The sequence below is a fragment of the Kitasatospora sp. NPDC059146 genome (assembly GCF_042786665.1).
Classification (GTDB): Bacteria; Actinomycetota; Actinomycetes; order Streptomycetales; family Streptomycetaceae; genus Kitasatospora.
The window spans coordinates 25100-36590 of record NZ_JBHZCY010000095.1; the positions used below are offsets into that span (position 1 = coordinate 25100).

The following is an 11491-nucleotide window of genomic DNA, read 5'->3' on the forward strand; positions in this document are numbered from 1 at the left end:
TCCTACGTTCTCATTCCGGGTTGTCCACCAGGCTCTGCGCCGCCCGCGCAGCGAGCTGCAGCGCCGTGCGCGCGTAGGCAGGGGAGGCCCCGGCGAGCCCGCAGGTCGGCGTCACCAGCACGCGGCGGCCCAGCAGCTCCGGAGCGAACCCGAGCCTGCGCCACAAGGTCCTGATCCCCTGGACACTACCGGCCGGGTCGGACACCGCCTGGTCAACGGAGGGCACGACACCGGCGAGGATCGCCGTGCCGCCCTCCACCGCCTCGCCCAGGTCGTCGTCCTGGCGCTCGGTGAGGAGGGAGAAGTCCAGCGAGATCCCGGCGACTCCGGCCCGGCGCAGCAGCGGCACCGGCACCTCCGGCGCGCAGGAGTGCACCACGACCGGCGCGTCCAGGCCGCGGATCAGCTCGCGCAGCACCTCCTCGGCGACCTGCCGGTCGACGGCGCGCAGCCGCTGGAAGCCGCTGGCGGTCCGCACCGACCCGGCCAGCACGGCGGGCAGCGAGGGCTCGTCCAGCTGGAGCACCACCTCGGCCCCCGGCACGCGCTTGCGGACCTCGGCGAGGTGGCGGCGCAGCCCCTCGGTGAGCGAGCCGGCGACGTCCCGGCAGGCGCCGGGGTCGGCGAGCGCCTTCTCGCCGTGCTTGAGCTCGATGGCGGCCGCCAGCGTCCAGGGGCCGACGGCCTGGAGCTTGAGCGCCCCCCGGTACCCCTGGGTGTACTCCTCCAGGGCGTCCAGGTCCTCGCCGAGCCAGGAGTGGGCGCGGCGGGTGTCCCGGCCGGGGCGGTCGGCGAACCGCCAGCCGCTGGGCTCGGTCTGCGCGAAGAGCTCGACCAGCAGGCCGGCGCTGCGGCCGATCATGTCGGCGCCCGGCCCGCGGGCGGGCAGTTCGGGCAGGAACGGCAGCTGCTCCAGCGCCCCGGTGGAGGTCCTGGCGGCCTCCCGGGCGTCGGTGCCGGGCAGCGAGCCGACGCCGGTGGCGGCGCCGCGCAGGTCGGGGAAGGGGTGTCCGGTGCTCACCCGTCCGAGCCTAGTGCGCGGCGCCGCCGACGTTCGCCGGTGTCCCGGTCAGCGCCGCCGGTCAGCGGCCGGGGCGGACGGTGATGTCGGTGATCTCGGCGTCCCGGGAGGCGTCCAGGGCCGCCAGGACGGCCTTCGCGACGGACTCCGGCTCGATCCAGCGGGCGGCGTCGTACTCCTTGCCCTCCTGCTGGTGCACCTTGGCCTGCATCGCGGTGGCGGTGCGGCCCGGGTAGACCGAGGTGACCCGCACACCGTTCCCGTGCTCCTCCTGGCGCAGCGCGTCGGCGAGCGCCTTGAGCCCGTGCTTGCTGGCCGCGTACGCCGACCACTCGGCGTGGGCGGTGAGGCCGGCGCCGGAGTTGACGAACACCACGTGGCCCTTGGCCAGGCGCAGCGAGGGCAGCAGCAGCCGGGTCAGCTCGGCGGGGGCGACCAGGTTGACGTTCAGGGTGTCCTGCCAGGCCTTCACCGGCAGGTCGCCCACCGTGCCCAGCTCCACCGCGCCGGCCACGTGCAGGACGGAGTCCAGCTCGACGGGCAGGGCCTGGTGCCCGAAGGCCCAGGACAGCTTGGCGGGGTCGCCGAGGTCGCCGACCAGGGTGCGGGCACCGGGGAAGCGGTCCCGCAGCTCGCCGGCCCGCCGGGCGTCCCGGGCGAGCAGCCAGAGTTCGTCCCCGCGCTCGGCGAGCTTCTCGGTCAGGACGGCGCCGATGCCGGAACCGGCACCGGTGATCAGGTGTGCAGCCATGGTCCCGATCCTCTCAGGCCTTGAGCAGCGCGAAGACCTCGGCCGGCGTGTCGGCGAAGCCGACCAGCTCGGCCAGCGGCCGCGGCAGGAAGCCCTCGGCGTCCATCCGCTCCAGCTGGGTGCGCAGGCCCGTGTAGAAGCCCTCGGTGTCCAGCAGGACCACCGGCTTGTCGAAGATCCCGTGCTTCTTGAGCTCCAGCACCTCGGTGACCTCGTCCATCGTGCCCAGCCCGCCGACCAGCACCACGACGGCGTCCGCCCGGGCGGCCAACTCCCGCTTGCGCTCGGCCAGATCGGCGGTCATCACCAGCTCGTCGGCACCGTCGTATCCCTTGTGCCTGAGCATCTCGACCAGCACGCCGACGAGTCGGCCGCCGGCCGCCTTCGCCTCGTCGGCGAGCAGGCCCATCAGGCCGGCGTTGGAGCCGCCCCAGACCAGGGTGTGCCCGCCCTCCCCGAGCAGCCGGGCGAATTCGGCGGCGGGGGCGGAGTAGCGGTCGTCGAGCGAGTACGCGGAGCAGAAGACGCAGATGTTCATGATGCCGTCCGGTCTATCACGTCCGCCCGCCGCCGCTCACCGGCTTTACCCCCGGCTCCCTCCTCACCGACGACTCCCCGCAACCCCTAGGGTGCTGTCCGTGCGCCACCTCGAGATATCCGACCTGATCACGGCCGTGGACCCGCGCGACGGCCGACGGCTCCCGGTCCGGCGCGACGACGTCGTCCGGCAGCTGCGCGAGAGCGGCGACGGGCGCGCGGCCCGGATCGTCGCCGGGCTGCCCACCGACCGGGACGGCGCACTCGACCCCGGTGCCGTGGACCGCCTGCTGATCAGCGTGCACACCGAACTCCAGCAGTTGAGCGAGGAACTGCGCATCGGCGAACGCCTGGTCCACGTCCTCGGTCCGCTCTTCACCGCGATCCGGACGGCCACCGGGCAGCCCGGGCCGTACCGCCTGGTCGACATCGGGTGCGGTCTCGGCTACCTGGTCCGCTGGCTGGCGGCCACCGACGCCCTGGGCCCCGACGTCGAACTGGTCGGGGTCGACCTCAACGCCGCGCTGGTCGGCGAGGCGGAGCGCCTCGCCCGCGCCGAGGGACTCGACTGCCGTTTCGTGCACGGGAACGCCTTCGAACTGCCGGAGGCCGCAACGGTCTACGTCTCCACCGGCGTCCTCCACCACTTCCGTGGCCCGGCCCTGACCGAGTTCTTCCGGGCCCAGGCCGCCTCACCGGCACTCGCCTTCTGCCACTTCGACATCGCCTCGACCCGACTGGCGCCCGTCGGCGCCTGGATCTTCCACCTCGCCCGGATGCGCCACCCGCTCGGCCGCCACGACGGCGTCGTCTCCGCGCTGCGCGCGCACAGCGACGAACTGCTGCTGCGCGCCGCCTCGGCACCCGGGATGCGCGCGCTGGTGTACGAACCGCGCGGCCTGTCGAACCCGTTCTGCACCACGCTGCGCCCGGTCATCGGTGTGCGCCCACCGTTGGAGGCACCGCTGCGCCGGACCCTCGGCCGGGCCGCCCGCCGCCTGGTGGGCCCGGAGCACCTCGCCGGGGCCACCCGATGACGCCCGCCGTGCCCCTCGCGTTCCTCGGCCTGGTCGACGCGACGTGCAGCGGCTTCCGCGCCTACGCCGGACGCGACGCCCGCATCCGCAAACACCGGGCCGCGGCCCGGGCCGCCCTGCGCGGGCTGGCCGTCGGGGCCCTCCTGCTGCTCGCCCCCGCGCTGACCGCCGCCCTGCTGCTGCTGACGGCGACCGACCGGGCCGGGGCCTACGCCGCCCTGGCCGCCGGCGGCGACGGGTACCTGCTCCCGCTCGTCCCCTACGCCGCCGCCGTACTGCTCTCCCTCGCCGCCTACTTCGCCCTGCCGTTCCGCGCCAGCACGCTCGCCATGGTCATCGGCCTCGGCCCGCTCACCCTGCTGCGCCCGCTCGCCGTCGCCGCCGCCTGCCTCGGCGCGGTCCTGGGCGGCGGCGGTGCGTCCGGCCTGCTGGTCGGCGCGATCGCGGGCACCGCCATGCTGGGCGTCGAACCCCTGGTGCACCGGCGCTGGTACCGGCGGGTGCAGTGAGGGGCCCGCTGTGACCGGGCGGGCCCGGCACAGCGGGCCCCCGAGGGCGGGGACCGGTGCTGGGAGAGCCCCTCCGGGTTCGCCGCCCAACGGCCGGCCACCCCGGGGGGGTTGCGGCCCGTGTGGGTGCGGTCGAAGAAGGCCCCGACGTACTCCCGGGTCAGCTGCATCCCGCGCTCCGGCGAGGTGGTCGACCCCGCGGGGGCGGGGAGGCCGGCCTCGGCGGCCAGCACGGTGACGTCCGTGAAGCTCGCGTGGTTGGTGCCGGCGACGGTCAGCCAGGGCTTGTAGCCCTTCCAGCCCGCCCAGGTCTGCGCCCAGGAGGTGTCCCCGCCGTTCGTGGAGTGGTTGCTGTCCTTCCCGAGCAGCAGGAACGAGCGGCCCTCGAGCGTGTCGGCCGGGACCGGCTGGAAGAAGGTTCCGTCCATGTTCACCCCGGCCAGGATCCGCCGGTCCTCGGCCATCGCGTTGAGCGTCGACGCGCCGCCGATCGAGTGCCCGGCCATGCCGACGCGGTCGCGGTCGATCAGGTGGGACAGGCGCCACACCGGGTGCTGCCCGGTCAGCTGGTCCAGGACGAAGGAGACGTCCTTCGCCCGGCTGTCCGGCAGCGAGTCCGGCGCGCCGGTGTCGCACAGCGCGCAGCCGGGGGTGCTGCCGTCGGCGAGCGTCTCGCCGGAGTCCTCGTAGGTGTGGCCGACCAGCGCCACCACGTAGCCGTGGGCGGCCAGGTCGGTCGCCAGGCCGGTCAGCGTGGCGCGCGGGTTCTCGAAGCCCGGGGAGAGCACCACCAGCGGGAACCTCCCGCCCGCGGCCTTCGCCCCGGTGTAGGCGTGGGTGTCGACGTCGACCAGGTCCTGCGCCGTGAGCCCGGTGCCGGCCGGCACCCGGGTCGCCAGGAAGCCCTGTGCCTCGCCGGGGGGCATGTACGGGGCCGGCGCCCCGGTGCCCTGCCGGGCCGGGTAGAACATCGACACGGCCAGCTGCCGCGGCCCGGCGGAGGGCACCCACGGATCGGTGCGGCTGCGGTCGGTCAGCCGCAGCACCTCCTCCCCGGCCGCGTACCGCCCGGTCGGGGCGGGCAGCTCGCCGTGGAAGGCGGCGACAGCGGCGGACACGGGCGTGGGCGAAGGCGCGGCCGACGCGGCCGACGCGGCCCCGGCCAGCGGGAGCGGAAGGGCGAGAACGAGCGCTGCGACAGCCGCGATGCGGCGGATTCGGGTCATGTCCCCGACGTTAGGTCCGCGCCCCGACCCCCCGGATCAGCCGACCGAATGCCCTCTCCGGCCCCGCTCATCCCCCCGGCCCAGCCCCGTCATCCCTCCGGATGACACCCCCCGCGACCCCCTCAGACCCGCGCCGCCGGGCGTTCGGTGGTGGCGACCGGGCCTCAGGCGTGCTCGACCAGCGGCCTGGTCACCGGGACCACCGTGAGGATCCCTTCGAGGCCCTTGAAGTCGTCGGGGTTCGTGGTGAACAGGGGCAGCTCCTCGGCGATCGCGATCGCCGCGATCATCAGGTCCGCCACCCGACGCCTGGGCTTGCGCCCGGACCCGACCACGGCGGCGCAGACCCGACCGTAGATCCGAGCCGCTTCGGCATCGAAGGGAATCGGGTCGAACTCGTTCTCGGCCCGCTGGAGCACATCGAGGCGCCGGGCCCGTTCGGCGTGCTCGTCGTAGTCGTTCTGGTCCTCGTTCCGCCGGACCTCGTGCGGTCCGGCGGAGAGTTCGGCGAGGGTGACGGCGCTGACGGCCATCTCGGCCGGGAGTTCGGCCGGGTCCACCCACTTGCGCAGGATCATGATGTTGGTGTCGAGCAGGCCCTGCTGGTGCTCAGGAGCCATGGCGGCCGTCCGCCCACTGCTCGGCCGTGGCCTCCTGGTCGGCCCGGAAGGCCTCCAGGGACAGGTCTGGAGCGCTGCGCGACATGGCCGAGAATTCGGCCCGGGAAACGAACCGGCGACGGCTCCTGAGCGGGATCAGCTCGCCGATCCGGTGCCCGTCCCTGGTCACGGTGAAGGACTGCCCGGCCTGGACGGCGTCCATGATCTCCTCGGGCCTGCTGCGCAGGTCCCGCTGGCTGATCTCGGGTTGCACTGACATGCCTCCAGCGTAGGGGCCGACATGTCGGTGCAGCACGGCGTTCGAACCGATCCGGTCAGCTCCCGACGGGGTGCGCCGCCGGGCGTTCGGTGGTGGCGATGGTGGCGGAGCCGATGACGCGGGTGCCGTCGTAGAGGACGACGGCCTGGCCGGGGGCGATGCCGCGGGCGGGGGTGTCGAGGCGGACGTGGAGGGTGTCGTCGACGACCGAGGCGGCGACCGGCACCTCCTCGCCGTGGGCGCGCAGCTGGGCGGTGTAGCGGCCGTCGGCCAGGGGCTCGGTGCCGCACCAGCGGGGGCGGATGGCGGTCAGGGCGGTGACGTCCAGGCCCTCGACCGGGCCGACGGTGACGGTGTTGTTCACCGGGGAGATGTCGAGGACGTAGCGCGGCTTGCCGTCGGCGGCCGGGCGGCCGATCCGCAGGCCCTTGCGCTGGCCGATGGTGAAGCCGTAGGCGCCGTCGTGCTCGCCGAGCTTGGTGCCGTCCACGTCGAGGATGTCGCCGGTGGCGGTGCCGAGGTGCTGCGCCAGGAAGCCCTGGGTGTCGCCGTCGGCGATGAAGCAGATGTCGTGGCTGTCGGGCTTCTTGGCGACGGCCAGGCCGCGCTGCTCGGCCTCGGCCCGGATGGCGTCCTTGGTGGTGTCGCCGAGCGGGAAGAGGGAGTGGGCGAGCTGGTCGGCGTCGAGCACGCCGAGGACGTAGGACTGGTCCTTGGCGGCGTCCACGGCGCGGTGCAGCTCGCGCGAGCCGTCCGGCCGGTCGACGACGCGGGCGTAGTGGCCGGTGCAGACGGCGTCGAAGCCGAGGGCGATCGCCTTGTCCAGCAGCGCGGCGAACTTGATCTTCTCGTTGCAGCGCAGGCAGGGGTTCGGGGTCCGCCCGGCCGCGTACTCGGCGACGAAGTCGTCGATCACGTCCTCGCGGAAGCGCTCGGCGAGGTCCCAGACGTAGAAGGGGATGCCGATCACGTCGGCGGCGCGCCAGGCGTCCCGGGAGTCCTCGATGGTGCAGCAGCCGCGCGCGCCGGTGCGGAAGGACTGCGGGTTGGCGGACAGCGCCAGGTGCACGCCCGTCACCTCGTGCCCCGCTTCGACGGCGCGGGCGGCGGCGACGGCGGAGTCGACCCCGCCGGACATCGCCGCGAGCACGCGCAGGCGGCCGGTGGACGGAGTGGTCGGGGCACCCGGGAAGTCAGTCATGGTGAGTACAAGCCTACGGGGCCGCCGGACATGCCCGGGGCCCCGGTGCTCCGAGGGACGGGCTACCGGCGGACCGAGGCCAGCCCCGCGTTGCGGGCCCGCTGCACCGCGGGGCCGATGGCCGCCACCAGCGCCGTGACGTCCTCGCGCACCGAGGTGTGCCCGAGCGAGAACCGCAGCGAGGCGCGGGCCAGCAGCGGGTCGACGCCCATCGCGAGCAGCACGTGGCTGGGCTGCGGCACCCCGGCCGAGCAGGCCGAACCGGTGGAGCACTCGATGCCCTGGGCGTCGAGCAGCATCAGCAGCGCGTCGCCCTCGCAGCCGGGGAAGGAGTAGTGGGCGTTGGCGGGCAGCCGCCCCTCCCCCGCCGGGTCGCCGTTGAGCACCGCGTCCGGGACGGCCGCGGCCACCCCGGCGACCAGTTCGTCGCGCAGCGCGCCGAGCGTCACCGCGTGCTCCTCGCGCCGTTCGACGGCCAGCGCGGCGGCGGCCGCGAAGCCGGCGGCGGCGGGGGCGTCCAGGGTGCCGGAGCGCACGTCGCGCTCCTGGCCGCCGCCGTGCAGCAGCGGTACGGGCGTGGCGCCGCGGGAGAGCAGCAGGGCGCCGATGCCGAACGGGCCGCCGATCTTGTGCCCGGTGACGGTGAGCGCGGTGAGGCCGGAGTCGGCGAAGGAGACCGGGACCTGACCGAGCGCCTGCACCGCGTCGGCGTGCATCGGGATGCCGTACTCGGCCGCCACGGCGGCGAGTTCGCGCACCGGCTGGACGGTGCCGACCTCGTTGTTGGCCCACATCACGGTGACCAGGGCGACGGAGCCGGGGTCACGCTCGATCGCGGCGCGCAGCGCCCCGGGGTGCACCCGGCCCAGTGCGTCCACCGGCAGGTACTCGACCGTCGCGCCCTCGTGCTCGGAGAGCCAGTGCACCGCGTCCAGCACGGCGTGGTGCTCGACCGGGCTGGACAGCACCCGGGTGCGGGCCGGGTCGGCGTCCCGGCGGGCCCAGTAGAGGCCCTTGACCGCGAGGTTGTCGGATTCCGTGCCGCCGCCGGTGAGCACGATCTCGCTCGGGCGGGCGCCCAGCGACTCGGCCAGCGACTCGCGGGACTCCTCGACCACCCGGCGGGCCCGGCGGCCGGCCGCGTGCAGGGACGAGGCGTTGCCGACCACCCCCAGGTGCGCCGACATCGCGGCGATCGCCTCGGGCAGCATCGGCGTGGTCGCCGCATGGTCCAGGTATGGCATAACCATCCGATTGTAGAGGGCATGCCCCGGGGCCCCACCAGGCCCGGGCCCGGGTGCGCACCGATCCGGCCACGGCCGCGGCCGGCGGACGCCGGCGTCCGGCACTGGTTTGTACCACTGCGCCGCCCAGCGGTTAGCCTGACGGCCACTTCTCCATCGGGTTCCAGCGTTCCAGGGGGCGCCATGTCGCAGTCGGTCGACCGCGCGCTGACCCTGCTCGGTTCGCTCGGCGACGGGCCGCTCTCGCTGGAGCAGGCCGCGAGCAGCCTCGGGGTGCACAAGTCCACCGCGCTGCGGCTGCTGCGCACCCTGGAGGAGCACGGGTTCGTCCGGCGCCAGCCCGACCTGCGCTACCGGGTCGGCGGCCGGGTGCTGTCGCTGGCGCACCGGGCGCTGGAGGACTTCGACGTCCGGCAGGTCGCCGCGCCGTACCTGGCCGCGCTGAACGCGCGCTGCGGCTACACCGTCCAGCTGGCCGTGCTGCACGACGGCGAGGTGCTCTACCTGGACGAGGTGGCCGCGCCCTCGGCCGCCCGGCCGCCGCGGATCGGGCGCCGCGCCCCGGTGACCGGGACGGCCGTCGGGCGGGTGCTGCTCGCCGGGCTGCCGGAGGACGGCGTCCGTGAGGAGGAGCTGCCGGCCGAGCTGGCGGCGGTGCGCCGCCGGGGCTGGGCGGCAGAGTCGGCCGAGCACCGGGAGCCGGTGACCTGCGTGGCCGCGCCGGTGGCGGGCAGCGGCGGGCGGACGGTCGCGGCCTGCGCGCTGAGCGCCCCGGCCGGCCAGGTGCCGCCGGCCGAGCTGGCCCGGATGCTGCCGGAGCTGCTCTGCACGGCCGAGGCGATCTCGCTGGCCTGCGGCGGCTCGCCTACTCCTCGCTGGTGCGAGAACCGTTGCGGTGCCAGGCCCGCGGGGCACGCCAGCCGTACTTCAGGGCGAGCATCCGCAGGACGAAGGCGGTGAGCGCGGCGGCGGTGCCGGTGGCGCCGGTGAGCCGGTCGGCCCCGATCAGCACGGCCACCAGGGCGGCGCCGACCAGGGCCGGGACGGCGTAGATCTCGCGGTCCCAGCGCAGCAGCGAGGGGATCTCCCCGGCCAGCACGTCGCGGATCACCCCGCCGCCGGCCGCGGTCACCATGCCGAGCGCGATGGAGGCGACGGCGCCGAGCCCGTAGTCGTGCGCCTTGGCGGTGCCGGTGACGCAGAACAGGCCGAGGCCGAGGGCGTCCAGGGTCTGCACGGAGCGGTTGATCCGCTCGACCTCGGGGTGCAGGAAGAACACCACGAGGCCGGCGGCCAGCGGGGTGACGAAGTAGCCGAGGTTGGTGAACGCCGCCACCGGGGTGGCGCCGATCACCAGGTCGCGCATCACCCCGCCGCCGAGGGCCGTGACCTCCGCCAACACGCAGATCCCGAAGATGTCCATGTTCTTGCGGACGGCGAGCAGCGCCCCGGAGAGGGCGAAGACGAAGATGCCGACGAGGTCCAACGATTGCTGCACGTCGGAGGGGAAGATCTGCGAACTCACCGTCCATGTGTACCCGATCCACCCGGCCGTTCCCGACACCGGTCACAGTCCGGATGAAACCGTCTCGCGGACGGGGCCTTCCCGGCCCGAACGGGTGTACCCCCGCCCCACTCCGCTAACCTCCCGCGTGTGAAGCTCACCGGACGCGCATTCCCACGCCGCCAGAACACCCGTGCCGCAGCGGGTGCCGCCCCAGCAGCCTCGTCGAGGCTCGGCTGGCTCGACGCCCTGCGCGGCATAGCCGCGCTCTCCGTGGCGATCTACCACTTCGCGCTGCCGTTCTACTGGCTCCACATCGACCACGCGCCGCGCAATTTCGGGGATCCGGGCATCTTCGGCGTGATGCTCTTCTTCCTGGTGAGCGGGTACATCATCCCGGCCTCGCTGGAGCGGCGCGGCGACGTGCGCTCGTTCTGGGCGGGCCGGTACTTCCGGATCTACCCGGTGGTGATCGTCACCGCGCTGCTGAGCCTGCTGATCCTGCCCCGCAACCACTCGGTCATCCAGGCCTTCGCCTTCGACCACCCGCTGCTCTCGGTGGTGGGCAACGCCCCGATGGTGCAGGACCTCACGGGCGTCCCGAACCTCATCGGGGTGATGTGGACGCTCACCTACGAGATGATCTTCTACTTCTTCGTGACGGCCCTGTTCGTCAACGGCAAGCACAAGAAGAGCGCCCCCCTCGCGATCGGCTTCGCCGGCGCCGCGCTGCTGCTCGGCTCGTGGCTGCCGCTCGGCCTGCTCACCGCCGACGGTGGCCTGCCCGCCAACCGGCACCTGACGGTGGCCGTCCTGGTCATCGTGATCACCGCGATGGTCTGCTTCCTCACCGGCCGGGTCGACCTGACCCGCTGGGGCGGGACGATGCTCGGCGGCCTGGGCCTGGTGCTGGTCGTGCTGAACGGCCGCTCCGCCGCCTTCGAGACCCTGCTGATCTTCGCCACCATGTTCTCCGGGACGGTGCTGTACCGGCTGGAGCACGGCCAGATCGACCGCCTGCCGGCGCTGCTGTGCTGCGGCTTCGTCCTCACCTCGGGCGTCCTGTGCGGCTTCATGTACAACCGCGACAACGCGCTGTGGCGGACCTGGAGCGAGTCCTGGCAGTCGTTCTCCGGCGCCTACCTGGGCGCCTGGGTCGTCTTCGCGATCGGCATGCTGCTGCGCCACCGCCGCTTCCCGCGCTGGCTGACCTGGACCGGCTCGATCAGCTACTCGGTGTACCTGCTGCACAACCCGATCATCCACTTCATGAACTGGAAGCTGGAGGGCCGTCCGCCCTTCACCTCCTGGCAGGACCGCAGCCTGCAGTTCTTCGGGCTGATGGCCGCCCTGCTGGTGATCAGCTACCTCAGCTACCGCCTGGTCGAGATCCCGTTCCAGAACCTGGGCCGCAAGGCGATCAAGGCGCTGAACCGCCGCTTCCCGGCCGAGCTGCCGTCGGCCCGCCCGGCCGCCCCGGCCGCCCCGGCCGCCCCGGCGGCGCGCGAGCCGCAGCCGGCCGACCCGGCCGTGGAGGCCGAGGCACGGCCCGTCCTGGACGGCGCCGGGCGCGGCTGACACC

Annotated in this window: 12 protein-coding genes and 1 pseudogene; 4 read left to right on the forward strand and 9 right to left on the reverse strand. The window is 74.2% G+C overall.

The window, feature by feature from the left end; all coding sequences use genetic code 11:
- Positions 1-10 precede the first annotated feature (10 nt).
- The 3 genes from ACFXPX_RS31220 to ACFXPX_RS31230 form a co-directional block, all read right to left on the reverse strand.
- Positions 11-1021: a methionine synthase gene (locus tag ACFXPX_RS31220; protein ID WP_380528986.1), complete on the reverse strand. Its 1011-nt coding sequence runs from the start codon at positions 1019-1021 to the stop codon at positions 11-13.
- Between the two features lie 61 nt (positions 1022-1082).
- Positions 1083-1772: an SDR family oxidoreductase gene (locus tag ACFXPX_RS31225; protein ID WP_375891544.1), complete on the reverse strand. Its 690-nt coding sequence runs from the start codon at positions 1770-1772 to the stop codon at positions 1083-1085.
- Between the two features lie 13 nt (positions 1773-1785).
- Positions 1786-2310 carry a TIGR00730 family Rossman fold protein gene (locus ACFXPX_RS31230; protein WP_380644183.1) on the reverse strand — a complete coding sequence of 175 codons (525 nt, stop codon included), beginning with the start codon at positions 2308-2310 and terminating at the stop codon, positions 1786-1788.
- A gap of 100 nt (positions 2311-2410) precedes the next feature.
- Here ACFXPX_RS31230 and ACFXPX_RS31235 point away from each other — a divergent pair, with 100 nt between their 5' ends.
- Positions 2411-3346: a class I SAM-dependent methyltransferase gene (locus ACFXPX_RS31235; RefSeq protein WP_380528989.1), complete on the forward strand. Its 936-nt coding sequence runs from the start codon at positions 2411-2413 to the stop codon at positions 3344-3346.
- Between the two features lie 8 nt (positions 3347-3354).
- The gene (locus ACFXPX_RS31240; protein WP_380644184.1) at positions 3355-3855 is read left to right on the forward strand and encodes a hypothetical protein; all 501 of its coding nucleotides are present in this window, start codon (positions 3355-3357) and stop codon (positions 3853-3855) included.
- Between the two features lie 230 nt (positions 3856-4085).
- On the opposite strand, the pseudogene ACFXPX_RS31245 reads toward ACFXPX_RS31240, so the two are convergent.
- The 5 genes and pseudogenes from ACFXPX_RS31245 to ACFXPX_RS31265 all read right to left on the reverse strand — a co-directional run.
- Positions 4086-5081 (reverse strand): annotated as a pseudogene (locus ACFXPX_RS31245) (alpha/beta hydrolase family protein); the annotation flags it as partial.
- A gap of 164 nt (positions 5082-5245) precedes the next feature.
- Positions 5246-5701, reverse strand: a complete 456-nt coding sequence (locus ACFXPX_RS31250) for a type II toxin-antitoxin system VapC family toxin (protein ID WP_380644185.1) — start codon at positions 5699-5701, stop codon at positions 5246-5248.
- Positions 5691-5960 carry a type II toxin-antitoxin system Phd/YefM family antitoxin gene (locus ACFXPX_RS31255; protein WP_380644186.1) on the reverse strand — a complete coding sequence of 90 codons (270 nt, stop codon included), beginning with the start codon at positions 5958-5960 and terminating at the stop codon, positions 5691-5693. The genes ACFXPX_RS31250 and ACFXPX_RS31255 overlap by 11 nt, the downstream gene beginning before the upstream one ends.
- Positions 5961-6015: 55 nt before the next feature.
- Complete coding sequence (gene mnmA / locus ACFXPX_RS31260) at positions 6016-7161, reverse strand: tRNA 2-thiouridine(34) synthase MnmA (RefSeq protein WP_380528996.1); 1146 nt, start codon at positions 7159-7161, stop codon at positions 6016-6018.
- A gap of 62 nt (positions 7162-7223) precedes the next feature.
- The gene (locus ACFXPX_RS31265) at positions 7224-8405 is read right to left on the reverse strand and encodes a cysteine desulfurase family protein (RefSeq protein ID WP_375891540.1); all 1182 of its coding nucleotides are present in this window, start codon (positions 8403-8405) and stop codon (positions 7224-7226) included.
- A gap of 183 nt (positions 8406-8588) precedes the next feature.
- On the opposite strand from ACFXPX_RS31265, the gene ACFXPX_RS31270 reads away from it, so the two are divergent.
- Positions 8589-9365 carry an IclR family transcriptional regulator gene (locus ACFXPX_RS31270; protein WP_375891539.1) on the forward strand — a complete coding sequence of 259 codons (777 nt, stop codon included), beginning with the start codon at positions 8589-8591 and terminating at the stop codon, positions 9363-9365.
- Here the strand turns inward: ACFXPX_RS31270 and ACFXPX_RS31275 are convergent.
- The gene (locus tag ACFXPX_RS31275) at positions 9271-9930 is read right to left on the reverse strand and encodes a trimeric intracellular cation channel family protein (RefSeq protein ID WP_375891538.1); all 660 of its coding nucleotides are present in this window, start codon (positions 9928-9930) and stop codon (positions 9271-9273) included. The genes ACFXPX_RS31270 and ACFXPX_RS31275 overlap by 95 nt on opposite strands.
- 129 nt (positions 9931-10059) lie before the next feature.
- On the opposite strand from ACFXPX_RS31275, the gene ACFXPX_RS31280 reads away from it, so the two are divergent.
- Complete coding sequence (locus tag ACFXPX_RS31280) at positions 10060-11487, forward strand: acyltransferase family protein (RefSeq protein WP_380529000.1); 1428 nt, start codon at positions 10060-10062, stop codon at positions 11485-11487.
- The last annotated feature ends 4 nt before the right edge of the window (positions 11488-11491 follow it).